The organism is Natronococcus roseus (genome assembly GCF_043677095.1).
GTDB classification, from domain to species: domain Archaea; phylum Halobacteriota; class Halobacteria; order Halobacteriales; family Natrialbaceae; genus Natronococcus; species Natronococcus roseus.
In genome coordinates, this window is sequence record NZ_JBHLJR010000004.1 from 101,523 (window position 1) to 125,261 (window position 23,739).

Annotated in this window: 27 protein-coding genes; 16 read left to right on the plus strand and 11 right to left on the minus strand. The window is 66.4% G+C overall.

The features are described 5' to 3' along the window. The first annotated feature begins 82 nt into the window (after positions 1-82). A complete protein-coding gene (locus tag ACFEMD_RS11530) occupies positions 83-655 on the plus strand; it encodes a DUF456 domain-containing protein (RefSeq protein WP_394741148.1) in 573 nt (190 codons plus the stop codon). A gap of 117 nt (positions 656-772) precedes the next feature. Beyond that, positions 773-961 carry a hypothetical protein gene (locus ACFEMD_RS11535; RefSeq protein ID WP_394741149.1) on the plus strand — a complete coding sequence of 63 codons (189 nt, stop codon included), beginning with the start codon at positions 773-775 and terminating at the stop codon, positions 959-961. A gap of 55 nt (positions 962-1,016) precedes the next feature. Here ACFEMD_RS11535 and ACFEMD_RS11540 read toward each other — a convergent pair whose 3' ends face one another. Both ACFEMD_RS11540 and ACFEMD_RS11545 read right to left on the minus strand, forming a co-directional pair. Further along, on the minus strand, positions 1,017-1,685 hold the full coding sequence (locus ACFEMD_RS11540; protein ID WP_005554232.1) for an ArsR/SmtB family transcription factor: 669 nt from the start codon (positions 1,683-1,685) through the stop codon (positions 1,017-1,019). A 73-nt stretch (positions 1,686-1,758) separates the two neighbouring features. Continuing rightward, positions 1,759-2,376, minus strand: a complete 618-nt coding sequence (locus tag ACFEMD_RS11545; protein WP_394741150.1) for a hypothetical protein — start codon at positions 2,374-2,376, stop codon at positions 1,759-1,761. A gap of 383 nt (positions 2,377-2,759) precedes the next feature. Between ACFEMD_RS11545 and ACFEMD_RS11550 the strand changes: the two genes are divergently transcribed. The 5 genes from ACFEMD_RS11550 (at position 2,760) to ACFEMD_RS11570 (ending at position 7,618) form a co-directional block, all read left to right on the plus strand. Further along, positions 2,760-3,143, plus strand: coding sequence for a DUF5802 family protein (locus tag ACFEMD_RS11550; RefSeq protein WP_394741151.1), 384 nt, complete (start codon positions 2,760-2,762; stop codon positions 3,141-3,143). Positions 3,144-3,172: 29 nt separating this feature from the next. After that, positions 3,173-4,084 (plus strand): Vms1/Ankzf1 family peptidyl-tRNA hydrolase, encoded by a 912-nt coding sequence (locus tag ACFEMD_RS11555; RefSeq protein WP_394741152.1) that lies wholly within the window; start codon positions 3,173-3,175, stop codon positions 4,082-4,084. A gap of 581 nt (positions 4,085-4,665) precedes the next feature. After that, positions 4,666-5,382, plus strand: coding sequence for a uridine kinase (udk, locus tag ACFEMD_RS11560; RefSeq protein WP_394741153.1), 717 nt, complete (start codon positions 4,666-4,668; stop codon positions 5,380-5,382). A 185-nt stretch (positions 5,383-5,567) separates the two neighbouring features. Further along, on the plus strand, positions 5,568-6,581 hold the full coding sequence (locus tag ACFEMD_RS11565) for a DUF1611 domain-containing protein (protein WP_394741154.1): 1,014 nt from the start codon (positions 5,568-5,570) through the stop codon (positions 6,579-6,581). Continuing rightward, positions 6,578-7,618, plus strand: coding sequence for a dipeptide epimerase (locus ACFEMD_RS11570; protein ID WP_394741155.1), 1,041 nt, complete (start codon positions 6,578-6,580; stop codon positions 7,616-7,618). The genes ACFEMD_RS11565 and ACFEMD_RS11570 overlap by 4 nt, the downstream gene beginning before the upstream one ends. 2 nt (positions 7,619-7,620) lie before the next feature. Here the strand turns inward: ACFEMD_RS11570 and ACFEMD_RS11575 are convergent, their stop codons facing one another. Next, positions 7,621-8,394: a sulfite exporter TauE/SafE family protein gene (locus ACFEMD_RS11575; protein ID WP_394741156.1), complete on the minus strand. Its 774-nt coding sequence runs from the start codon at positions 8,392-8,394 to the stop codon at positions 7,621-7,623. Between the two features lie 119 nt (positions 8,395-8,513). Here ACFEMD_RS11575 and ACFEMD_RS11580 point away from each other — a divergent pair, with 119 nt between their 5' ends. Further along, positions 8,514-9,527 (plus strand): hypothetical protein, encoded by a 1,014-nt coding sequence (locus ACFEMD_RS11580; protein WP_394741157.1) that lies wholly within the window; start codon positions 8,514-8,516, stop codon positions 9,525-9,527. A 12-nt stretch (positions 9,528-9,539) separates the two neighbouring features. Here the strand turns inward: ACFEMD_RS11580 and ACFEMD_RS11585 are convergent, their stop codons facing one another. The 3 genes from ACFEMD_RS11585 to ACFEMD_RS11595 form a co-directional block, all read right to left on the minus strand. Further along, positions 9,540-10,028, minus strand: a complete 489-nt coding sequence (locus tag ACFEMD_RS11585) for an ATP-binding protein (RefSeq protein WP_394741640.1) — start codon at positions 10,026-10,028, stop codon at positions 9,540-9,542. Between the two features lie 63 nt (positions 10,029-10,091). After that, a complete protein-coding gene (locus ACFEMD_RS11590; protein ID WP_394741158.1) occupies positions 10,092-11,129 on the minus strand; it encodes a hypothetical protein in 1,038 nt (345 codons plus the stop codon). A 65-nt stretch (positions 11,130-11,194) separates the two neighbouring features. Beyond that, on the minus strand, positions 11,195-12,277 hold the full coding sequence (locus ACFEMD_RS11595) for a hypothetical protein (RefSeq protein WP_394741159.1): 1,083 nt from the start codon (positions 12,275-12,277) through the stop codon (positions 11,195-11,197). Positions 12,278-12,459: 182 nt separating this feature from the next. Here ACFEMD_RS11595 and ACFEMD_RS11600 point away from each other — a divergent pair, with 182 nt between their 5' ends. Further along, positions 12,460-12,954 carry an FxLYD domain-containing protein gene (locus tag ACFEMD_RS11600; RefSeq protein ID WP_394741160.1) on the plus strand — a complete coding sequence of 165 codons (495 nt, stop codon included), beginning with the start codon at positions 12,460-12,462 and terminating at the stop codon, positions 12,952-12,954. A gap of 41 nt (positions 12,955-12,995) precedes the next feature. Here ACFEMD_RS11600 and ACFEMD_RS11605 read toward each other — a convergent pair whose 3' ends face one another. Further along, positions 12,996-13,547, minus strand: coding sequence for a cupredoxin domain-containing protein (locus tag ACFEMD_RS11605; protein WP_394741161.1), 552 nt, complete (start codon positions 13,545-13,547; stop codon positions 12,996-12,998). A gap of 158 nt (positions 13,548-13,705) precedes the next feature. Between ACFEMD_RS11605 and ACFEMD_RS11610 the strand changes: the two genes are divergently transcribed. Both ACFEMD_RS11610 and ACFEMD_RS11615 read left to right on the plus strand, forming a co-directional pair. Further along, the gene (locus ACFEMD_RS11610) at positions 13,706-14,281 is read left to right on the plus strand and encodes an HPP family protein (protein WP_394741162.1); all 576 of its coding nucleotides are present in this window, start codon (positions 13,706-13,708) and stop codon (positions 14,279-14,281) included. Between the two features lie 138 nt (positions 14,282-14,419). Further along, positions 14,420-14,971: an FxLYD domain-containing protein gene (locus ACFEMD_RS11615; protein ID WP_394741163.1), complete on the plus strand. Its 552-nt coding sequence runs from the start codon at positions 14,420-14,422 to the stop codon at positions 14,969-14,971. Between the two features lie 12 nt (positions 14,972-14,983). Here ACFEMD_RS11615 and ACFEMD_RS11620 read toward each other — a convergent pair whose 3' ends face one another. Next, positions 14,984-15,316 carry a hypothetical protein gene (locus ACFEMD_RS11620; protein WP_394741164.1) on the minus strand — a complete coding sequence of 111 codons (333 nt, stop codon included), beginning with the start codon at positions 15,314-15,316 and terminating at the stop codon, positions 14,984-14,986. A gap of 96 nt (positions 15,317-15,412) precedes the next feature. Continuing rightward, positions 15,413-16,246: a PspA/IM30 family protein gene (locus tag ACFEMD_RS11625; RefSeq protein ID WP_394741165.1), complete on the minus strand. Its 834-nt coding sequence runs from the start codon at positions 16,244-16,246 to the stop codon at positions 15,413-15,415. Between the two features lie 186 nt (positions 16,247-16,432). On the opposite strand from ACFEMD_RS11625, the gene ACFEMD_RS11630 reads away from it, so the two are divergent. From ACFEMD_RS11630 to ACFEMD_RS11640, 3 genes are all read left to right on the plus strand, one after another. Then, complete coding sequence (locus ACFEMD_RS11630) at positions 16,433-17,059, plus strand: alpha/beta hydrolase (RefSeq protein WP_394741166.1); 627 nt, start codon at positions 16,433-16,435, stop codon at positions 17,057-17,059. Positions 17,060-17,367: 308 nt separating this feature from the next. Further along, entirely contained in the window at positions 17,368-18,129 is a 762-nt protein-coding gene (locus ACFEMD_RS11635) for a WbqC family protein (RefSeq protein WP_394741167.1), read from the plus strand. Continuing rightward, entirely contained in the window at positions 18,122-18,916 is a 795-nt protein-coding gene (locus tag ACFEMD_RS11640; RefSeq protein ID WP_394741168.1) for a polysaccharide deacetylase family protein, read from the plus strand. Before ACFEMD_RS11635 ends, ACFEMD_RS11640 begins: the two co-directional genes overlap by 8 nt. A gap of 60 nt (positions 18,917-18,976) precedes the next feature. On the opposite strand, the gene ACFEMD_RS11645 is transcribed toward ACFEMD_RS11640, so the two are convergent. Together ACFEMD_RS11645 and ACFEMD_RS11650 are read right to left on the minus strand one after the other, a co-directional pair. Beyond that, a complete protein-coding gene (locus ACFEMD_RS11645; protein WP_394741169.1) occupies positions 18,977-20,788 on the minus strand; it encodes an ATP-binding protein in 1,812 nt (603 codons plus the stop codon). Between the two features lie 81 nt (positions 20,789-20,869). Beyond that, positions 20,870-21,472, minus strand: coding sequence for a DUF7344 domain-containing protein (locus ACFEMD_RS11650; protein ID WP_394741170.1), 603 nt, complete (start codon positions 21,470-21,472; stop codon positions 20,870-20,872). A 241-nt stretch (positions 21,473-21,713) separates the two neighbouring features. On the opposite strand from ACFEMD_RS11650, the gene ACFEMD_RS11655 reads away from it, so the two are divergent. Then, entirely contained in the window at positions 21,714-22,043 is a 330-nt protein-coding gene (locus ACFEMD_RS11655) for a DUF7113 family protein (RefSeq protein WP_005554198.1), read from the plus strand. Between the two features lie 351 nt (positions 22,044-22,394). After that, positions 22,395-23,048, plus strand: a complete 654-nt coding sequence (locus ACFEMD_RS11660) for a ribonuclease HI family protein (RefSeq protein WP_394741171.1) — start codon at positions 22,395-22,397, stop codon at positions 23,046-23,048. Positions 23,049-23,739 lie beyond the last annotated feature (691 nt).

Here is a 23,739-nt window from a genome sequence, read left to right on the forward strand (position 1 = left end):
CACCCAGTACGTCGGGGAGGGTAAAAAGAACGCCCGTCGACCGTGGGAAAAGGCCATGGTCTCGGAACGCTTCGACTCACGTATGGGCGATCGTTCGGACGAGTTCGTCGAGGCCGACCGCGGGGAGCGTTCGACCGACGAGCTCCTCGAGGAGACGGAGCGACTGCTCTCGGGCTCCGACGCGGAGGTCGACGCGGGCTCGAGCGCTGACGCGCCCCCCGCGGCCTCGCCCGAGACGGAAGCGGAGGCGAACGCGACCGAGGGCACCTCGCTCCGGTCGCGCCTGCCGTCGCTTCCCCGCCCCTCGCTCGAAACGGCGTTCTCCCCCAAGGCGTTTCTCGCGCTCGTCCTCGCCGTCGGGGTCGGCTTCTTCGCCGGCGAGCTAACGATTCCGATCGCCGGCCAGATCGTCGGCATGTTCGCCGTCGCGTTCGCGATCGGGCTCGCCACGTCGAAACGGCGCTACCTCGAGGTGGGGACGGCCGGCGCCTCGGTCGGCGGGATCGCCGCGGTGGTGAGCAACGCGGTGCTCGCGGTCGCCGGGTCGGGACGGGCGGTGCTGGCCGTCGGCGTGACGGCCGGGCTGGTCGCCTGTCTCGTCGGCTACTACCTCGGCCGGGACCTTCGAAACGGGCTGTTTCAGGAGATCGAATAGGGACAGTCGAGGAGCCCGGCTCGCTACTGGGACCACATCGTCCGAGTCGGTTCTGCTGATCACGTACGGCTCAGCCGCTAGAAACTATTTTGTGGATCGATGACAGATCGTTCGATCGTGTCTACGCTCACACGGCAGCTGGTCGACGCCTGGGGAACCCGGACCGCACGGGCCATCGGGGCCGTAATCGTCCTCGGCTTTGCTGGGTACTACCTGCTGCTCGACGCCGGAACGTTCGCTCTCGCTGGCGGCGTCGTTTTCCTCGCCACTGGAGCGCTAATGCTGTACGACTTGCTTGTCGAGTAAGGCCACCGACTACACGGGAGCGGAGAGCGCCGACGTCGGTAGCCGTGAGCCGACGTCAGGACTCCTCGGGCTCGGGAACGAGCTCCCAGCCGCGTCTCGTCCGTCGGACCATCCCCTCGTCGGCCATCAGCTCGAGGATCTCGGCGACGACCTCGCGGGGCGCGTCGACGTCCTCGCCCAGCTCGGAGACCGATTTGGGCTCGGAGCGAATGCTCGCGAGGACGTCGGCGTAGATCCGGCTCTCGGGACCGGTGCCGACCGTCTCGGAGATCCGATCGAGCACGTCACAGACGTGGCGCTGGACCCACCGCTGGGCCAGCGACAGCTCGTTTTCGAGCTGCTCGAGCTGCTCTAAGGTCGCCAGGAGTTCCTCCAGGTCGTCGGTGTCGTCCCAGGAGACGTCGATCTCGAGGTGGCGACAGGTCGCGATGTCGAAGCTGCTGTTCGCCGGGTAGGCGCTCTTGCTCACGTAGCCGTACGGCGAGAGGCTTACCTCGAGGCGAAGGTTGCGGGCGATGTGGAAGTACTTCCGGCGCTGGTCGTCGATCCGGCTCTCGATCAGGCCGGCCTCCTCGAGCTTGCGCAGGTGTTCAATCACCGCCTTGGGACTCACGCCGAGGTACTCCGAGATCTCGGTCACGTAGCAGGGTTTTCGCGCGAGCAATCGGAGGATGCGTCTCCGGTTTTCGTTCCCGAGGAGGTCCAACAGGGCGGCGGAGTCCATTCGTAGCAGCGTTTGGGTGGCGCCGCTGAAAAGCGTGTCTTCTCAGCGGGTCGCTCGGTCCCGCGGATCGCAGTTACCCCCCGCCGTCCGCAGCGTCCGTCTCGTCGCTGTCGTCACCGATCGGTTCTCCCTCGAGGTAGCCCTCGAAGCCCAGCAGCTCCGTCGCGACGGCCGCGATCTGTTCGCTGCCGAGGTCGACGACGTTCTCCTCGAGGGCCTCGAGGCGGTCGACGCCGACCTCCTTGTCGTCCGCGAACGGGATGGTCTGCTCGATCGCCCGCTCCAGGGCCACGATCTCGACGGTTAGCCGGGTCATCCGGGCCTGGTACTGTGGCGTCGAGAGCTCGTCGCCGTGTTCGCGGAGTTCGTCGCGCTCGTGCTCGAGGCTCTCGAATTGCGCTTCCAGGCCGTCCGCTCGCTCGTCGACGAGCCGTTCCCGGGCGTCGTCGTCGGCGGTTTCGTACTTCGCTTCGAACATCTCGGATTCGACCGTGCTCGAGGTGTCGGTCGCGCTCGACTGCATGAACGTGGTGACGCCGCGTTCGACTTCCGAATCGTGTTGCTCGTCGTCCTGTTCGTCCGACCGATCGTCGGCGCCGACGCTCATGAAGGCCCCGCTGGCAACGGGGGCGACCGTCAGCCCGACGAGGAGGACCGCAGCGAGGAGGGCGGCCGACCGGGTGGAGTTCATTACCCTGTTCGACCGTCGACCGGCCTAAAAAGTCGGGCCTTCGTTCGGAACCGTTTACGCCCTCGGTTCGGCCGTTCGGAAGACCCGGTGGATTTACACTGGCTTTAGTCGCGTTGCAGCGGTCGTACGTAGCGGGTGACTCGTCGTCGACGGCTCGAAACGATCCGGTTTCATCCGGATCGTTCAAACCGTTCATCTGCCGGACAGTCGGGAGTTACCGCCGTCAGACGCCGTTCTCGTCGTGTTTATCGTCGGCGTTATGAACTGTTGTAATCGCGCGACGGTACCGCCGACCGACCGAAACGAGCGGTTGACGATTGCACTACGCGCACGAAACAGCCCACAGAAAAGTTATACCGCCTCGGTCCATGATATCTAGTGACATGTTCGAAGTGTTCTCCGGAAGCTACTACCTCGGTCGCCTCTACGTGACCCCGACCGACCGGCAACACGCCCTCATACACGACGAACAGCACGAACGCCTCAACGAGGAAGTGTACACGACCGGCGAGGGCGTCGAACGGCTCGACGCCCCGCTGGTGATGAAACTCGAGTCCCAGCACTTCCCGGTCCACGGCGATTCGGCCGTCCCGACGAACACCCTCGCGCTCCCGCAGTCGATGCTTGAGGACACCGACGTCCGGAGCCCGCCCTCGTTGCAGGAGGTGTTGCTCGCACGGCGCGAGCGGGCTCGACAGCTGCTTTCCTTCGCCGGCTGGGAGCCCTCCGGCCCCGATACCGACGACTACCCCGACGCCGGAACCTAGAAGTACCCCCGCTTCGCGTGTTCGGTCAGATGCTCGACGAGTTGCTCGGCCGCGCCCCCCTGAAGGCGCGCATCGACGAACTCGAGGAGGAAAACGAGCGGCTGCGGGAGCGCTACGAGGCCGAATCCGAACGACGAGCCGACGCGGCGACGGCCCGTCAGGAAGCCGAGGAGCAACAGAACCGGCTCGAGGACCGCATCGCCCAGCTCGAGGGCGAACTCGAGCGCGTCGAGGCCGACGACGGCGGGCCGACCGTTCGCCGGCGCGTCGACCTACGCGGCGCCCGCCTCGAGGACGTCCTCGAACGACTGCGCTCGCTTCGAACGGCTCCGGAGGGGGCGCTCACCGCAAGTCTCGAAGCGGAGATACCCGGCTCCGTCCGCGAGGATCTCTCGGACGTCCTCGGCGAACGCGTCGCGCTGCTCGAGGACGCCGCGCCCTGTCTGTGCTGTGTCGACGACGCCGGCCTCGTCTCGGTCGCGCTGGACCCGCCCGTCCGGCCGTCCCTCGAGGCGACCTGGGACGACCGCTTCGACCTCGAGCGGGAGTGGTTCCTGCCGACCGGCCGCCACGCGCTCGCGCTCGTGCGCGCGGATCTGTTCGCGCTCGGAACCTACGAGGACGACGAGCGGGTTGACTACCGCGGCTTCGACAGCGACGTCAAGGGCAACCACTCGAAGGGTGGGTTCTCGCAGGCCCGCTTCGAGCGCATTCGCGACGACCAGATCGACGACCACCTCGAGCGCTGCCGTGACGCCCTCGCGGAGCGCGACGCCGACCGCCTCTACGTCGTCGGCCAGCGCGGCGTCGTCGATACACTCGTCGAGGAGGCCGACCTCGAGCCGGCCGCGACCGCCGCCGTCGACGCGACGGGGGATCCGAAGCCGGCGCTCGAGGACGCCTACCGGTCGTTCTGGACGACGACGCTGACGGTGATTTAACAGCGGGTTGGTTACGCTGTTGCTATTCAGCCCGAACTGTCCGAACTGCTACCTAGAGGTACGGATGGAACGTTCGGTCTCAAGTCTGCAGCCCTAACTGACCACTGCTGGGTGGGACTGAAAGGGGCTGGCCCGCTCGAGGAGCGAGGCGAAGTAAGCACCGCAGGGAGCAACGTGACCGAGGAGCACAGCGAGCCGCAGCCCTCGAGCGGGCCAGGGCTTTCGCGGTAATACCGACGAGTAACAGTCCTGCTCGCACGAACACAGGGGATCGCCACGCCCTCCCCAGCCGACTCACTCGCTGCGCTCACGGCTGCCGCCGTTCGCATTCTCGCGGCGCAACGCGCCGCGCCTCGCTCGTTCGTCCCTCGCGCGGCATCGTCGACCGCCCTCGCTTTCGCTCGCTCGGTCGACAGCGCACGCCACCACAGGTGGGATGGTCGGACTGAGCTGATACGTCGTTCACCTGTGCTGAACGCGAGTTTCACGCGAACTCTGAACGACGAACTACTCTCTCCTGTCGAGCCCGCGAACGGGCGAACATCAGGGCATTCATTAGCGCGCCGTCCGAGAATCGAGTGATGAGTATCCCGTCGTTCGTCATCGGTATCGCCGGCGGCACGGGGGCCGGCAAGACGACGGTTTCTCGGACCGTCGCCGAGACGGTCGGCGAGGCCGTCACGCGGATCCCGCTCGACAACTATTACGAGGACCTCTCCCACCTCGACTACGAGGAGCGCGCCGAGGTCAACTACGACCACCCCGACGCCTTCGAGTGGGAGCTACTGCGCGAGCAACTCGACAGCCTGTTGATGGGCCAGCCCGTCGAGATGCCCCAGTACGACTTCGAGGTCCACAACCGAAAGGACGAGCGCGTCACCGTCGAGCCGTCGGACGTGATCGTCCTCGAGGGAATCCTCTCGCTGTTCGACGAGCAGGTCCTCGAGATGCTCGACCTGAAGGTGTACGTGATGACCGACGCCGACGTCCGCATCCTCCGGCGGATCGAGCGCGACGTCATCGACCGCGGGCGGGGGCTCGAGGGCGTCATCGACCAGTACTTAGAGACCGTGAAGCCGATGCACGAGCAGTTCGTCGCGCCGACGAAGAAAAACGCCGACATCATCATCCCCGAGGGGGCGAATCGGATGGCCGTCGACCTGCTCGTCGAGAAGGTCGAGGCCGAACTCGCCCCCGGCGATTCCGACGCCGACGGCGATCGGACGTTCCCCCTCGAGGTTGGCGAGGGCCGACCGACGCGGGTCGACGCCGACTCCTCGAGTCGTCCCGACGACTGAGGCGGATTGCTGTACCGATTTCCCGGCGCAACCGCTGCCCGGGTCGCGGTTGCGTCGGAACTGACGGACAGTAAACCGTATGAGACGCCGATCCGTCCGAGTCCGCACGCTGCGTGCTGTCACCGGACTGCCAGTCCGTCGACGAGATGTCTACCGTTAAGTGATCGCTCGTCAGATGGCTCCGTATGCAGATCGCGATTCTCGCCCACGAGAAGTTCCCGGACCGGGCCAAGACGGCCCTGGGAGTGCTACGGTACGCCGACTACGACGTCGAGGCCGTCCTCGACCGCGACAGCGCCGGCGACCGCGTCGCCGATCGCGTGTCAGACGTCCAGGACGCCCCGATCGTCGAGGGGATGGACGATGTCGGGGACGTCGACGCCCTGCTGATCGGGATCGCCCCCATCGGCGGCGGCTTCGACGAGAGCTGGCGCGGGGACGTTCGCACGGCCCTCGAGAACGGCTGTGACGTCATCTCCGGACTTCACTTCTTCCTCGAGGACGACGAGGAGTTCGCCGCGCTCGCCGAGGAGAACGACTGCGAGCTCTGGGACGTCCGGAAGCCCCACGACGAGCTGACGGTCGCCGACGGCGTCGCCGGGGACGTCGACGCCGAGGTCATCCTCACCGTCGGCACCGACTGTTCGGTCGGCAAGATGACCGTCTCGATGGAGCTCGCTCGCGACGCCCGCGAGGCCGGCTACGACGCCGCTGTGATCCCGACGGGCCAGACGGGGATCATGATCGAGGGCTGGGGGAACCCGATCGACCGCGTCGTCTCCGACTTCACCGCGGGCGCCGTCGAGGAGATGATCCTCGAGAAGGGCGACGAGCACGACTACCTCTTCGTCGAGGGCCAGGGGAGCATCGTCCACCCGGCGTACTCGGCGGTCACCTGCGGCATCCTCCACGGCTCGATGGCCGACCAGCTCGTGCTCTGTCACGAGGCCGGCAAGGAGGCGATCCACGGCTACGAGTCGTTCGAGCTCCCCTCGATTCAGGCGTACGTCGACCTCTACGAGGACCTCGCCGAGCCGGTCGCCGACGCGACGATCACTGCGGGCGCGCTCAACACGAGCCACCTCGCGGACGACGAGGCGAGACGGGCCGTCGACGAGTACGTCGAGGAGCTCGGCGCGCCCGCCAGCGACGTCATCCGGTTCGGCACGGACGACCTGCTGGAGGAACTGCTCGAATGAGCCTCGAGACCGCGTTCGAACGCCACAGTCTTCCCCTCGAGTTCCCCTTTGGAATCTCCCGTGGGACGGCGACCGAGGCTGAGGTCGTCACCGTTCGAATCGAAGACGCTGACGGCACCGTCGGCGTCGGCGGCGCGGGCCCCTCCCCCCACTACGGCGAGACGCCCGACACCGTCGCCGCCGTGCTGCCGGAGCTGCTCGCGGTCGTCGAGGATGTCGGCGACCCCCACGCCCTCGAGCGGATCGAGCGCCGCATGCGCGAGACCGTCAACCGAAATCCGGCGGCCCGCTGTGCGGTCAGCGTCGCGCTCCACGATCTCGCCGCCAAGCGCCTAGGAGAACCCCTCTATCGCTATTGGGGACTCGATCCCGACCGAACGCTCGAGACCTCCTACACGATCGGGCTCGACGACCCGGAGACGATGCGCGAGAAGACCGAGACGGCCCTCGAGCGCGGCCACGGGCGCCTGAAGGTCAAGCTCGGCACCGACCGCGACGTCGAGATCGTCCGGACGATCCGCTCGGTCGCGCCCGACGTCGACCTGTTCGTCGACGCCAACGAGGCCTGGACGCCCCGCGAGGCGGTGTCGAAAATCGACCGCCTCGCCGAGTTCGACCTCGAGTTCGTCGAACAGCCAGTCGCCGCCGAGGACCCGGAGGGGCTGCGGTTCGTCTACGAGCGCTCGTCGCTGCCGATTGCCGCCGACGAGTCCTGTCTCACCGTCGAGGACGTTCCGCAGATCGCCGACCGCTGTGACATCGCGAACCTCAAACTGATGAAGTGTGGCGGCCTCCGTGAGGCGAAGCGAATGATCCACACCGCCCGCGCCCACGGCCTCGAGGTGATGTGTGGCTGCATGACCGAATCGAACGCCTCCATCGCGGCGGCCTGTCACCTCGCGCCGCTCCTCGATTACGCCGATCTGGACGGCTCCCTGTTGCTCGAGGAGGACCCGTACTCGGGAGTTCCGATGCCCGGCGGCGAGATCGACCTCGCGGGGCTCGAGCGGGCGGGAACGGGGACCGTCCTCGAGTAGCGTCAGAGCACGAGGTACATTCCGGTCGGGACGAGGACGATCCCCAGAACCAGCTCGAGCCGGGCCGGATCGACCCGGTGGGCGACCAGCCAGCCGGCGACGGCGCCGACGACGATCGGTACCGCGAGCAGTCCCGCGAGCGCGACCGAGACGGCGTCCTGCAGGTAGTAACCGCCGACGGCGAAGCCGGAGATGAAGATCGCCTGGAGCTGTGCGACTCCCAGGGCCACGAGCATCGGCACGCCCAGTAGGACCAGCGCCGGCACGGCGAGGACGGGACCGCCGACGCCGACCAGCCCGGCGACGGCGCCCAACGCGAGCCCGAGCCCCGCGAAGACGAGCCGTCCGCCCCTCGATTCCGGGTCGACGGCGGCCAGCGACGGCAGCCCTCGGAGCCGACGGTACGCCAGTAAGATCCCGGTACAGACGATGAGGAGCCCCAGCAGGATCCCGAACAGTCGCCGCGAGACGAACGCGTTCAGGAGGGTCCCGGCCAGCGCACCCAGCACGCTCGAGCCCGCGAGGACCGTCGCCAGTGCCCGCCCCTGTCGACCGACCAGCTCGCCCGATCGCGCGTAGCCGACGACGCCGATCACCCCGACGAGGACGAACAGCACGTGGGCGGTTCCCGCTACTTCGGCTGAGGACAGCGGCGTCAGCAGGTAGAGCGCGATCGTCACGAAGATCCCGCCCGCGCCGACCGTCGTGCAGCCGACCCCCGACAGCAGAGCGACGAGGAGCAACGCGAGGAGGACCTCGAGCGGGAGGGAAACCATCGCGTACGGCACTACGGGCTCGCACGGTAAATCGATCGGTGAAGCGACGACAGCGCCGACGACAGTCGTCGCGACCGCCAACATCGTTTAACAGGACGCCTCTCGTGACACGCAGTGCCATGAACGATAGCGACGACGGCGCGAGGCTCACGCGGCGAGCTGTGCTGGGTGCCGGCGCCGGAACGGTGGCGCTCTCGACGGTCGGCACCGCACAGGCCGACGGCACGGGCGAAGGCGGACTGCTCTCCGGGCGGTGTCCCGACGCGACGCTCCGACCGAGTATGGGCCACTGCGTGGGTGCGAGCATGGAGGGGTGTACCGACGACCACCCCGTTACGCTCGAGCTTCGAGAGGCAGTCTCGGAGACGCTCGAGGATCGGTACCCCGACGCTGGTGCCCTGCTCGAGGCCGGCTTCAAACCCTACTTCGACACGCTCGACGGCGACGACGACGGCTGGTCCCACTGGCTCCATCCGGAGTACATCGGCGACGACGCCGTTCTCGACCCGGAGCGCCCGGAGTCGGTGCTAGTGGACAACGACTCCTGGCGCTCGATCGGCGTGATGTTCATCGCGACCCGCGACGGCGAGCCGATCTCTCCGCCGCCAGCGGTGTACGAGGCCGACGAGGACGACGGCTGGGACGGCCCGCCTGAAAACGACGACGGTGAACATCACGGCGACTCCGATGCGGACGGACACGGCGACCACGACCACGGTGACGGTCATCCGCACGGCGACGACGATCACTATCCGCACGACGACCACGATCACCACCCCGACGGCGATCCGGACCGCTGCTCGCCCTGGCACTACCACGCCGGAGCCCCCGGACGACTCGCCTGGTGGTACTACCGGACGGTCTACGAGGGGGCCTACCGCGAGGGCGAGCTGGCACCCCCCTGTCGAACGCCCTGCATGATGCACGTCTGGACGGTCGACCACCCCGAGGGCGTCTACGCCCACGGCGGTCCGCCGCCGGAGTACCGCGAGCGCGAGCCGGCCGACGACCCGGGGTTCGAGACCGACTCCGAGCCCGGCGAGGACGAACTCGGCTGGGACGTACTCCCCGACGAGGAGGTTCCGGATCGGCTCCCCGAGTCGTTCTCGCTGGCCGACGGACTCGGGCCGTAGCCGCCCCGCTCGCTACGCCGAGCGCCACCGATCGAGTGCCTCGAGCACCTGCTCGGTCGCCGCCGCGGCCGACAGCTCGTCGGTGTCGAGCTCGAGCTCGGCCCCGGGGTCGTCGAACTCCCGGAAGACGACGTGGACGCCCTGCTCGTCGATCGCGTCCTCGCGCTGGCGGTTTCGCTCGAGGCAGGTCTCGAGGCTCGCGGTCACGAGGGCGAACCGAACGTCGCCGAGGGTTCGGAACTGCGTCTGCCACTCGCGCCGGTAGAAGGTGCCGTCGACCAGCCAGGTGACGTCGTCGGGTCCGTCGACGACTCGCTCGAAGAGACGCTCGTAGGTCCGCCTCGAGAACTCGTCGGAGTGTACCAGCCGAACCGGCTCGCCGCGGGCCTCGAGGCGGTCGGCGACGCGGGTCGCGACGGTCGTCTTGCCCGCACCGGGTGGCCCGCAGATGACGACGATCACGGGCTCGGAAAGGTGCCGAGCACCCTTCCGCGTTCGGATCGTCGAGACGGATCAGGCGACGCGCGTCACGGCCATGTCGAAACTGGCGATTGACGACCCGGTTCAGTCCCAGTCGATCTCCTCGTTGCGGTTCGACTGCCGGAGGATGAACGGGCCGATCGCCAGCGTCCGCTTGGCCATCGTTCCGAGCCGCAGGACGAACGAGACGAGCAGCAGGAACGGCACGATCGAGACCGTCGCCGCCGCCACGACGACCCAGACGACGGCGTCGATTCCGAGGGCAGTACCCGATACCGCGTCGGCGTCGAAGAAGGCGATCATCGACATCGCCACGATCAGCGAGGGTACCGAGACGTACATGATCCCCCGCGAGAGGTTGATCAACTCCCACTGGAAGTACAGCGTTTTGAAGTGCTCGCGGGCGAGCCCGAACAGCTTCAGCGACTCGAGCAGCTGGTCGTGTGCGTCACGGGCCTCGTCGGTAAAGGAGTCGGCGTGGACGTTGCGCAACCGACGAGCGCGGAAGATCTTCCAGGAGTAGTTGTAGTCGAGCGCCGACTTGATGACCTCGTAGGTGCCGAACTGGGCGTCGTCCAGCTCGTCGTGGACCGTCTCCGCGTGGCCGGTGATGTTGTCGACGAAGTCGTTGACTCGGTTCTCGAACTCCTCGTCGCGACTGTCGTCGACGGCGTCGCGGAACTCGATCGCCCGATCCAGCGAGGCGTCGATGATCGCCTGCAGGAACGACGCGGGATCCGGCGGGCTGATCGGCGCGTCGATCACGTCCTCGACGTCCTCGTGGAACTCGAGCGAGCCCTCGAGGCGTCCGCGCTGGTCGTCGACGGCGCCGAGCTCCTGGGAGAGCACGAGCTGGTTGATCGTCAGGACGAGCGTGACGCCGGTGATCAGCGAGGTGACGAGCGCCTGAAAGAGGAAGTGGACGGGTTCCTTCTCGCCCATCAGCGCCCGCAGGGAGACCGGGCTCACCTGACTGATCACGAGCAGCCCGACGAACGCGAACGCGGCGAGCAGGATCGTGACGAGCCACCGGTTGCCGTTCAGCAGTAGCCATAGCTTCCATCTCGAGTTCGAACTCCGTTCAACCATCGTATCGGCGGGCTGCGAACTGTCGTCGCTCATCGCTTCGAACGGTGGTACGGGTATCGGTCAAAAATACGTGCGGCCGGCAGCGAGCAGGTGTGGTCTCAGTCCGATTGGGACGCCGACGAGCCGGGTTCGGAGTCCTCGCCGTACGTCACCTCGAACGGTCCCTCGGAGGGGTCCTTCTGGGGAACCATCGGTCCCGTCGACGCCGTCCGGCGGGTGATCGTCGCCGTCCGGAGGATGAACGTCGTGAGGAGTGCAAGCGGTAGGACGACGACCGAAATGAGCCCGGCGACGACGTACGGCAGGTAGACGAGGCTGATCGAGGGGCCCGCGAAGTCCGCGTAGATGAACCCGAGCAGCATCGCCGAGAAGATCGAGGGGACGCCGCAGTAGATTGTCAGCTGCGAGAACCGCGTGAGCTCCCGCTGCAGGTAGGTCGTCTTGAAGTGCTCGCGAGCGATGTCAAACAGCATCAACGTCTCGACCAGGTCGTCTATCGCGTCGTGGGCCGCCTCGGGAAGCTCGTCGCGGTGGCGATTACAGAGGTGTCTGGCGACGTAGAGGTGCCAGGACTCGTCGTAGCTGATCGTCGCGGCGACGGTGTTGAACGTCCCGAACGACGTTTTTCCGAGCGTCTCGTCCATCAGCTCGGTGCTCTCTTTGACGTCGGCCGCGTACTGCGTTACCTGATTCCTGACGTCGTCGTCCTCGATGTCGGCGACGGCGTCCTCGAGGTCGCCGGCGCTGTCGTGCATCGCATTGACGAGCAGCCGGATGAGCCGCGTGGGGGCGGCCGGGCTCGCCGGCACCGACGTTACCCTGGCGACGTCCTCGCGAAACGACATCACACCCTTGAGTTTGTCCTTCGACTCGCTGGCCGCGGTGAACTCCCGTGAGAGGATGAGCTGGTTGATCGAGACGACGAGCGTTACCAGCGAGAACGTGCCCGCGATCATGCCGCCGGCCGCTCGCGTGATCGAGTCGTCGTTGACGACGCTGATGATGCCGATATCCTGAAGCACGAGAAACGTGAGAAACACCGCGGCAGAGATTCCGATCGCGAGGAACAGCCGGTCCCCCTCGACGAGAAACCAGTCGCGGACGCGCGCCCACGAACTCGCCCATCTCCCGACTTCCGCCCCGTAGGACTCGAGGGACTCCTCGGACTGCGACGAACTCATAACTACAAGTTCAGTGCGCCCGGCAATAAGGAACTCCGTTGCACACGACAACCGATGTGACGGGCTCACACGACCGTACGCGGTCGGTCGGATCCATCAGGCTTCAGACTGAAATACGCTCGCACCGTCCGTTCGGTCATGATCAGTTACGACGGGCGTCCCCGAACGTGGTGTTGCCGACGATGACCGGGAACCGATCGACGCGACGGCGCGTGCTCGGCGCCGTCGGTGCGGGCGCCGTGACCGCCCTCGCGGGATGCGGTGACATTACGGGGAGCGACGCACCGGACTACGAGTCCGGCGAAATCGGCGATATCGACGGCGAGGACCGATCGGCGGAGGAAATGACCGCCGCTGAATCGCTCGCCGAAATCCAGCCCAACGAGGGCGTGACGACGCTCGAGTCGCTCTCACTCGAGGACCACGAGTTCGTCCTCGAGGACGACTACCGGGGGGCAACCGTGCAGGGAACCGTCGAGAACACCGGCGACGACCGGATCCAGCTGGTCGAGATCCGTGTACGGGTGTACAACGACGAGGGTGAACAGATCGGTCGGTACCTCGACGTCGGGGGCGACCTCGACCCCGGCGCCAGCTGGTCGTTTACCGCCATCATCCTCGAACCGCTGGCGGACATCGACGAGTACGAGGTCGCCGCGATCGGTACCCCGGCGTAGATCCTTCCCGGCCGTCTCTGGATGGACTACCGGGCGAACGGCTACTCGTGAGCCTCCGTCAGCACCTCCCGAACCCGATCGTTCTGGTACTCGAGCTCCTCGCGCACGATGTCCGGATACTCCACGGAGACGGGCTCGAGAGCCGGCTGCTCGTCCGGATCCGGGAGACCGACCAGGACCGTTCCGACCATGCCCTCCGGCTCGTGAACCGTACACGCGTAGTTGTAAACACCCTCGCCGTCGAAGACCCGATCGAACGGGTTCGACGTCGTGACCTCGCTCGCCCACGGTTCGCTGTCCTCGGGAATCCGTCGCTGGTCACGGTGGGTCTCCGGGTGATAGCTCGTCGTATCGTGGACGCTGCTCTCGGCGATCCACTCGACGGTGCCGCCGTCGACGACGTGGGCGATCGGCGGATCGAGACGGGGCTCGCCGCCCTCGTCCGCCAGTTCGACTTCCACGTGGGCCTCGGGATCGCCTATCAGAGGATCGTCTACCCCAAGCTCATCGTCGATACAACCGGCGATCCCGGTCGCGGAGAGCGCGCCGACGGCCGTCAACAGCTGCCGCCGACTCGACTGCAGTCCGCTCATTACCGCCTCGTCGGGCTCGAAACGATAAAGGACATCGGATCACCGCCTCACGGCGGCCCCGGACTGACCGCCTGCCCCAAATAAATCCGAACCTATCAGGTAGAAAAATAGCTGCAGAGTAAGCCCTTTTAGTGGTGCGTTTCGTTGCTCAGCGTACGTTGCTGGGGTTTAGCTTCGATCCGGACGACCCTGACTACGTCCTGAACCTCAAGGACGAGTACAGCGCGACCGTCAACGTCTTCCTGCACTTCACCGTCCTCGGCGTGATCGCGCTAGTGACCGGTCGTCCGTTCCTGTTTCCGAGTTTGGGGCCGTCGGCGTACCTGATCGCGACCGGCGAACAGCCGCGCGCGGAAGGACCGTACCACGTCATCGGCGGCCACGCGATCGCGGTCGCCGGCGGCATGATCGCCTACGCGCTGTTCGGCAACGAGGTCAGTGCGTACGTAGTGTTCGCCCGTCCCGATCCCGCCTTCAGCATGGAGGTCGTCTACCTCTGGGCCAGCGGAACGGTCGCGATGATCCTGACGACGACGGCGATGCTAGTGACGAAGACGAATCACGCCGCGGCGTGTGCGACGACGCTGATCGTCGCGCTGGGGCTGATGGGCGGCCTCGAGGACGGCGTCATCATCGTGGTGGCCGTCGCCATCCTGTGGTACTTCCACGATAAGGTCATCTCGCCGCTGGCCCACCGATACGGCTTCGTCCCCCGGGACGCCCGGGCGGAGTGAGATCCGTCGGGATCCGTCCGCGAGTGCCTCGAGGACGGGTCGAGCAAGGCCCACGTTGAAATGCGGCCGCGTCCTCCGTTCTGTCATGAGCAGCCGTCGCAACTGTAGAGAGCGCGTTCGTCGCCGGAGGACATCGCGATGACCGAACGGGGCCGACCGAGTCGACGCACCGTGCTCGCGTCGCTTGGAACCGGGGTCACGCTGTCCCTCGCCGGCTGTGCCGATGCCGTCGACGAGATCGAGGACGTCGACGTCGGCGGCGTCGACCTCGTCGACGGCGTTGGGTTAGGGGGTACCGATCCGGAGTACCAGAGCGGAACGGTCGACGCCGACGGCGAGGAACGAACCGACGAGGAGCAGGCGATCGCCGAACAGTTCGCCGACCAGGAGATCGACGAGGACGTCGCGCCGCGAGACAACCTCATCGTCGTGGACCACGAGTTCGTCCTCGAGGACGACTACCGGGGGCCGACCGTGCAGGGGACCGTCGAGAACAATCGGGACAACCGCCTCGAGACCGTCGAGGTTCGGGTCCGCGTGTACGACGACGCTGGAGCGCGACTCGGCCACTACCTCGATAGCACCGTCGACCTCGACGACGGCTCGGAGTGGGAGTTCGAGGTTATTTTGCTGGATTCACCCGAGGATATCGCCGAGTACGATATCGCGGTGCTGGGGACGCCCTCGTAGCTCGAGGGCGAGTTACAACAGCCGGTCGGAAACGTCCTCGTAGACCGTCTCCGCCGATCCGGAGAGCGCGTAGCTCGGCCGTCCCTTCCCCGTCGGCGACCGTTCCCCGGTCCCGACCTCCTCGACGATCCCCTCGTCCTCGAGTCGGTACAGCGATCGCATGACGTCGGCCTCCGTGACCGTTCCGACGACCTCGGACTCGAGTCCCTCGAGCCGCTCCCGGCAGCTCCCACGGACCTCGTGGGTCTGTGCGGGCGTTTCGTCGTTTCGATGGGCGTCGGCGACGGCGAGCAGTACCAGCTGTTCGGTCAGCGAGAGCGAGTCGATCGCTTCTGATGCCACCATACGCGGCGTATGAACTGATAGATGGTAGCAGTTACCCTTGCTCTACGATCGTGAAAACACGGCTTCCGTACCGGGACTCCGCTCGAAGCCCGTCGATCAGGCGTTCTCTTCTTCCTGCAGCTCCTCGAGTTCGGCGTCGATCTCGGTGTCGTCGACGTCGGCCTCGAGATCCTCGAGCTCCTCGTCGTCGACCGACTCGGGTTCGGGCTCGGGTTCGGCGTCCGTTTCGGCGCTGCCGCCGACCTCCGATCTGAGCGTCTCGAGTTCGGCCTCGACGCCGCTTCCCGTCGAGAGCTCCTCGAGCTCGCGGTCGATCGAGTCCTTGTCGGACATGACGTCCTCGAACGCACCCGACTCCTGCAGTTCGTCGAGCGCGGCGGCGCGGGCCTCCATGTCCTCGGTCTGTTCCTCGGCGCGCTCGATGGCGCGGCCGACGTCCTCGAACTCGTCTCCGGTGGCTGTCATCGCCTCTGAGACCGTCGAGCTCGCCTTGGCGGCCTCGTGACGGGCCTTCATCGTCTCCTTTTTCGTGCGGAACTCCTCGATGCGGTTCTGGAGCTCGTCCTTCTGGTCGATCAGACTGTCCTGCTGGCTCTGGAGCTTCGAGATCTGGCGCTCCAGATCCTCGATCTGGTTCATCTTCGTCTTCTTCTTCTCGAGGGCGCGCCGGGCCAGATCCTCCCGGTCCTGCTGGACTGCGGTCCGGGCCTGGTCGTTGTGTTTCTCGACGTTCTCCTCGAGGCGCTTTTTCTGCATCTCGAGGCGCTTTTTCTGCGTCGTCAGATCCGCGATCCCGCGTTTGACCTGCTGGAGCTGATCGCGCATCTGCTCGTAGGAGTAGTCGAGCGTCTCGGTCGGGTCCTCGGCCCGGTTGAGCACCGAGTTGATCTTCGAGCGGATGACGTAGGAGGTCCGAGAGAGGATGCCCATACGCCTACGTATGGTTCCCCGCCCTTAAAAACATCACATCGGCGACAGTCGTCGGGAGATCGGCGCCGTGTGAGGTTTCTCGCCGACGATTTCTCGAGTCGCTCGACCCGATCGAACTCCGCCGTTCGGGCGGGCGGGAGAGCCGACTGCAGTACCTACTATACGATCCGAACACGACCGACGACTATGACCGACGTGCTCGTCCCTGGCGCTCGAGACGTCCGGGGAACGCTCGAGGAGCCCGACAGCGAACCGGAAGCCGTCGTCGTCGCCTGCCCGCCCCATCCCCAACACGGCGGCTCCCGAAGCGACGGACGACTGGTGGCGGTGAGCGAGGCGCTCTGCGAGGCGGGTATCGCCTGTCTGCGCTTCGACTACGGCCCGTGGGACGACGGCGACGGTGAGCGCGAGGACGTTCGCAACGCGATTCGCTGGGCCGCCGACCGGTACGACCGGATTGGCGTCTTCGGCTACAGCTTCGGCGCGTCCCAGGCGCTGCTGGCGGCCGCGGACGTCGATCGACCGCTCCTCGGGGTCGCCGCGCTCGCACCCACCGCGTCGCTTGGAACGGACGACCACGGGAGCGAGGACGACCTCGACACGGCCGCCGCGCTGTCGACCCTCGAGGCGCCGACCCTGATCCTCTACGGCGAACGCGACACCACCGTCGACTGGGAGCCCGTCGTCGACCGAGCCCGCGAGCGCGGCGACGAGACCGTGGCGCTGCCGGCCGATCACTTCTTCCTCGGAACGCGCGACGAGATCGCCCGCCGGGTTCGGGAGTTCTTCGCGGAACGGCTCGCGACGGCGTGACTCGATCGAGGCCGATCCCGGAGAAACGACCGGCTACGCCGGAGTAGCCGCGGCCTGCGTTCCGCCGATCGGTCCGTACGAGCGCCGGATCGACGAGTTCCCGACGCGAGACTCGCCGATCCGCGTTACGCGGTGACATCCGTCTCTCGGCGAGTCTTCCTCGAGCGCTTAACAATAGTTCCGGGACTGTTCCGATCGCCTGGTGTATCAATGAACCTGAAGACGCTTCGGGACCGTCGCCCGGTCGGACTCGACGCCCGTCGAGCGGACGGGGTCGTCCCGAGGAGGGAACGGTGGGGTGGTGTGTCGTGAGCGAATCGTTCGATCGACCGAGGGACGCGTTCGAGTCGGGTGCGACGGGATCGGCTGCCGGCGAGGGAGGGTGCACCGTCGCGATCCACCAGCCGAACTACCTCCCCTGGCTCGGCTACTTCGAGAAGATCCGAAGCAGCGACGTCTTCGTCCTCCTCGACGACGCCGAGTACAGCTCGGGGTCCTGGATCAATCGGAACAAGATCAAGACGCCACACGACTGGACGTGGCTCACCGTCCCGGTTCGAGGGACGAGCGGGCCGATCGCGGACGTCGAGATCGTCGACGACGGATGGCGCGAGACCCACCGGAAGAGCCTGCAGGCGAGCTACGGCGGCGCGGCCCACTACGAGGAGTTCGGGGCCTTCTTCGCGGCGACCTACGCGCGCTCGTGGGAGTCGCTGTGCGAGCTGAACGCTCACCTCGTTCGGCAGCTCGCCGACCGACTCGAGCTCGACTGCGAGTTCGTCCGTGCGTCGACCCTCGAGGTCGACGCCGCGGGGAGCGACCGGATCGTCCGGCTCTGCGAGGAACTCGGCGCCGATCGGTACTACTCGGGGGAGGGGGCCCGATCCTACAACGACCACGCGCGGTTCGAGGCGGCCGACGTCGCCCTCGAGTACCAGTCGTTCGACCCGCCCCGGTACGAGCAGCGCTTCGGCGAGTTCCTGCCGAAGCTCTCGGTCGTCGATCCGCTTATGAACCTCGGAGCCGCGGGGACGCGGGAGCTGCTGGAGGTGGCGAGCGGCGATGCGTAGCGTCGACCTCGAGGGGTGGGCCGAGGACTTCAGCTACGACTACTACCGGACGCTCCTGGAGACGCTACGGGCGACCTTCGAGCTCCGGACGCTCTCGGAGTACCGGCCCGACCGCTCGCCGGACGACCGGGTCGCGTTCGTCCGCCACGACATCGACGTCTGCCTCGAGCGGGCCGTCGAGATGGCCGAACTCGAGTACGAACTCGGGGTCCGATCGACGTACATGGTCCTGCCGGACACACCGCTGTACGATCTCGAGGAGGAGCGGGATCTCCTCCACCTCATCCACGAGTTCGGTCACGAGATCGCGCTGCACTGCGATCTCTCCGATGTCGAGTCCGACGAGCCCGTCGACCGGGACGGACTGACGCCGAGCGAGCGCCGACGGGTCGACGCGGCAAAAAGACGCTTGGAGGCGGTGGGAATCGACTCGGTCGCCTCCGTCTCCTTTCACCGCCCGTCCGAACGGGTCCTCGAGGGATCGCGAACGATCGACGGCATGGTAAACGCCTACAATCCGGAGCTGCTGTCGGCGTACCTCTCGGACTCGAGTGGACGATGGCGCGAGGGCGACCCCCTCGACTCGATCCTCGAACGCGCCGACGCCGACCGACTGCAGGTGCTCACCCACCCGGTCTGGTGGGGGGGCGAGCACGAGCACCCACTCGAGCGGTTCGCCGCGGTCGCCGACCGATTCGACGCGAGCGACCCGCGAACGTACGAGGAACTCATCTCGATCTACGCGCCCTACGCCGAGCGGATCGACGCGGATCGGGTTCTCGTCTGAGGCGCCGACGGAGGATAGTCGTCGCCGTTTTCGGTAGAGGTCGCCTCGCGGCCGAGCCGATCAGTCCCGCCCGTGTCGAGTGACGCACTTCGGGAGCCCGATCAGCTCGACGGGCTCCGAATTATCCGGCGAGTAGACGACCATCTGGCCCTTCTCCATGTAGGGGACCTTCGACTCGAGATTGGCGGGGATGTTGACGCTCTTGATCGCGTCCTCGTCACCCAGGTTGAGCACTATCGTCGTGTTGATCTGCTTGAAGACGGCGTCGTCGATGTCCTGGGGATCCTGGGTGATCAGGAAGAGGCCGAGCCGCTCCTTGCGGCCCTGTTTGGCGGCCTCGGTGAACTTGGTGATGACCTTCCGTGCCTGGACGCTGTCGGCGTCGGTGAGGAAGTTGTGGGCCTCGTCCATCCCGAGAACGAGAGGCGTCTCCTTGATTCGGTCGTAGGTCGGATCGTTCGAGAGCTTCTCGTCGATCAGCAGCGAGGAGAGCGCGAGGACGACGGCCTCCGTGGCGCGGGTGTTCGAGACGTGGTAGGTCGGGACGACGGTGAGGCCGCCGGGACGGACGAACTCGTGGATCAGCTCCGTGATCGGGCGGGCGTCCTGGTCGAAGACGTCCTCGAAGCCGAACACCCGGCGTCGGACGGCGTCGTAGGTCGCCTCGTGAACCCGTCCGGACTCGTCTAACTCCTCGCGCAGGGCGGGGTCGTCGAGGAACGACTTGAACCCCGCGTAGGAGCCATCGTTTCCGGCCCCCGTGAAAAAGCGATCAAGGAGGTAGGTCAGCGCGCCGTACTGGTTGTCGTTGAGCGACCCACCCGAGACGAGCCAGGGCCGACTTTTGCACATCGAGAACGGAATGGTGAACTCGACGCACTCGGCGCGGTGGTGGCCCGCCGAGTAGCTGGCGTCGCCGACCTTCGGCACGAACGCCGTGGTGTCCGCGACGCCGCCGTGGGCGACGCCCTCGCGCTCGAGCCGGCGGGCGAACTCGTCGTCGAGGTCGGGGTTGTCGTCGTGCATCTGGGCGTACTCGTCCTGGGGATCGAACTGGACGACGGCGGGGCCGACGGTGCGGCCGTCCTCCATGGGATACTGGCGCTCCTCGGCGAGGTACTGCCGGAGAACGTTCTTCGCGGCGTGGGTCTTCCCCGAGCCGGTACCGCCCGCGACCAGCGTGTGTCGGAAGACGAGCGGATCGCCCGCGCTGTAGTCGTCCTTCAGCCGATAATCGATCGTCGGCGGCGTCGCGGCGGTCCGCACCTTCTCGCCGCCGACCGAGAGGTGCCCGAGGAAGACGCCGTCCTCGGGCATCTTCAGCCCCGTCTTGATCTCGGTCGTGTCGTTCGCCTGTCGGACGACCGTCTGGGGTTTGGGAACGCGGTCGGTCATCCGCCGTTTGAGTTCGCCGTCATCGTCGTACAACACCGCTACGGGCTCGAGCGAGGCGACGAACTTGTAGTCGGCCTCGTCGACGTCGTCCCGGCGCATCGCGCGGCGAGCGTGGATCTCCGTCGCGTCGTCGGCGTGGTACTGCTGGGCGTACTCGAGGCCGGTGATCCGACAGAACAGCGTCTCGCCGTCGGGGTAGGGCGCGACCAGGTAGCTGCCGATCCGGACCGACGAGCGGTTGCCGCTGGTGACGTACGCCCGCAGCGAGGTGTCGTCCTCGTCCTCCGCGATGCGAAGTCCCTGGGAGACACAGATCGTTCCGATGCCGACGTCCTCGCCCCGCGGTTCGACGTTCGCGGATTCGAACCCGCTCGAGTCGGTCGCCGACGCCGACGTCGACGTCGACGCGCTCGAGTCGGCCGTCGAATCGGCGTCCGCGTCGGTATCGAACTCGCTGAAATCACCCAGATCCGTCATATCACGCCCATGAGGGGCCGTCTACAAACGCGTTTCCCTCCGGTCGCGAACGGGTTCGAAAAGTCGGACGCCGGGAGTCGTTCAGTTCGTCGATGGCGTCGATCGGTTCGGACCCCGAACCATCCCGGACCGGGGATCGAACTCGACGGCGCCGACGTCTGTCATCGCCGGGAGGTGGACGTGGTAGAGCGCGAGGCGGGCCTCGGAGCGCTCCGAGAGCGAGTTGACGTCTCGCTCGACCAGTTCGGCGGCGAGCGTCTCGACCGAGACCGCCCGATCCAGCTCCGCGAGCATCGCGTACAACTGGGTCCGGACAGGATGGACGAGGGTCTCGAGCTTCCGTCCGTCGGCCCGGTCGCCGTCCTCGAGCAGGCCTGAGAGGTCGGCGACCGGGAACGATCGCTCGACGGTTCGGCAGGCGGTCTCGCCGTCCCACTCGAGGATCCCGTGGTCGGCCAGCCGCGGCAGGTGGTTGTGGACGAGCCCGATCCGGATCTCCTCCGGGTCGGCCGACTCCCGGGCCGCGACGGCGTCGACGAGCTCCTCGAGAGTGTGCGCCCCGTTCTCGAGGGCCGCCAGTAAGTGAATTCGTCTCGGATGTCGGAGTGTATCGTACCACTCCCGCGAGACGGCTGCCAATCCCCCTTGTGCCCCGTCGCCACTAGTCTGTGCGTCCGAGCTCATTATACAAAGGCAGTACTGCTACGGGAATAAACCCGGTCCCGAAACAGTTTGGGTTAGTTTTCTTATACGTATGCGATAATCACGTGAAACCCGTCCGCTGACCGGCGACAGAAGGCGACTCCGCCGATCGGAGCTGCTCGTCGGGACGTCGTCGATCGGACGCGCCCGGGTTTCGACCGATTCGAACGCGACGGGACTCGAGTGCGGGTATTTTTTGCATCTCGGGGGCGTAGCTGAACGCATGTTCATCGTACGCGGTCGCGCGGGCGGAACCGAACTCACCGGAACGGTGTACGAACGGGGGGAGCGGCCGCCGTCGTTCCGGGGTGCACCCGACGAGGACGCCGCGTACGTCTGGATCTGCGACGAGTTCTACGAGGTCGACAGCGGCGGCAGCGTGCAGGTCGTCGACGGCCGGGAGGTCAACCTCGCCTTCGAGTCGCCGATGCCCCGCGGGTTCGACACCCGCGAGCAGGCCCTCGAGGCGGCCAAAGAGCACGTTCGTACCCAGTTCGCCCGGATCGGCGTCGACCCGGAGTCGGTCGAACTCGAGGTCGAGCGGGACCCTTGATAGCCCCAATCACGTTGAACCTGGGTTCGTCGGATCGCCACGGAGGAGTTCGAACGGAACGTCTGGCTTTGAGTACGTAGCCTCGGCTATCCACTCCTGGGTAGGGCTGAAAGGGCCAGCGGCTTTCGCGGGACGTACGCGATACCAGTTACCCCCCGTCTCTACCATCGTTCGAGGGAGCTCCCGAGGGCTCGAGGAGCCGACCGGTTCGAAACGGCTTGCTGCCGGTGACACCTGAAGGGGTTATCCCGTTCGACCACCGAGGACCGATATGCAGTGGTGCGACCAGCCGACGGGACTGCCCGAAAATGAGCGTTTGGGAACTGAAGCCCGAGTCCGGAGGAGAGCAGCGTGACCGACGACTCCCTCCCGGCCGAACACCTCCCGCCGCTCGCCGCGCTCGTTGACGAGGTCCTCGCGGAGGTCGGCTACGAGGTGGCGGCCGCCACCGACGCCGTCGACGACGCCGTCCCCGGCTACGGCGGGCTATTCGATCCCGCGACCACCCGGGACGAGTTGCGCTCCGCACTCGAGGAGCTGCTGGCGTCGGGGCTCAGCCGGCCACCCACCCCCGAGCCGACGGGTGACGCCTTCGTCCTCTACGTCGACGGCAGTTCGCGCGGGAATCCCGGCCCCGCAGGAGCGGGCGCCGTTATCGTGGACGCTTCGGGGGATCAACTCGCCCGCCTCGGCCGACCCGTCGGCTCCCGGGCGGGGAACAACACGGCTGAGTACGTCGCCCTCCAGCTCGGGCTCTCCGAACTGCTGGCTCGCTACGAGCCGCGCAGGCTCGAGGTGCGTATCGACTCGATGACGGTCATCCGGGACGTCTGGGGCGGCGAGGACCCGACGGAGCCGGGCGTCGAGGCCTACAGCGAGGCCGTCGCGGACGCGCTCTCGAGCGTCCCAAACCACCGCTACACGCACCTGGCCGACAGCGACCCGAACCCCGCCGACGCGCTGGCGACGGTGGGCGCCGATATCGCGGCGTTCGGACCGGGGTAGCAGCCGGCGGACTCGATTACTGTTCTTCTGGCGGAGTGAAAATCTATGCTCCTTGGTAGTGAATAGTAGTATGTTTTCTTTGCTCAGAACTCATGTGAAAATTACTCTGTGTAAAGGTGGACGGCGTATCAGGCGTCGAACCGAACTCGGTCCGATTTTTCTTCCTGCGGTGGCGTGCGCTGTCGATCGACCGAGCATAAGTGAGGGTGATCGACGATGCTGCGCGAGGGATGAGCGAACAGTGTGAGCGAATCGGCTGGGGAGGGCGTGGTGAACCCCTGTATTCGGGTGAACAGGACCTGCTACCCGTCGTATCACCGCGAAAGCCCCTGGCCCACTCGAGGGAGGCGCGCAGCGAGCCGCAGCCCTCGAGCGGGCCAGCCCCTTTCAGTCCCACCCGGCAGCGGCTGGTTAAGGGTGCAGATACAACACCGGACGTTCCATACACATAGGACGATATCGCTGTATTCCTTTGTGTGCCGTGTCGACACGATCTGCAACCGACTAAGGCATCCAGGGGGAAGGTGTAGTACGTGAATCGAAAGGTCTCGTAAGAGTCAATGAGAGACCAACCGGAAACAGCGACAAAGAAGACACCACCGTTTCCGGAGCAAATACCGTTGAGATCTACGGTATATAGTGGATTCGGTCGGATAGTAATTCACTGGATATTGGGGTTCTCCCCGAGTTC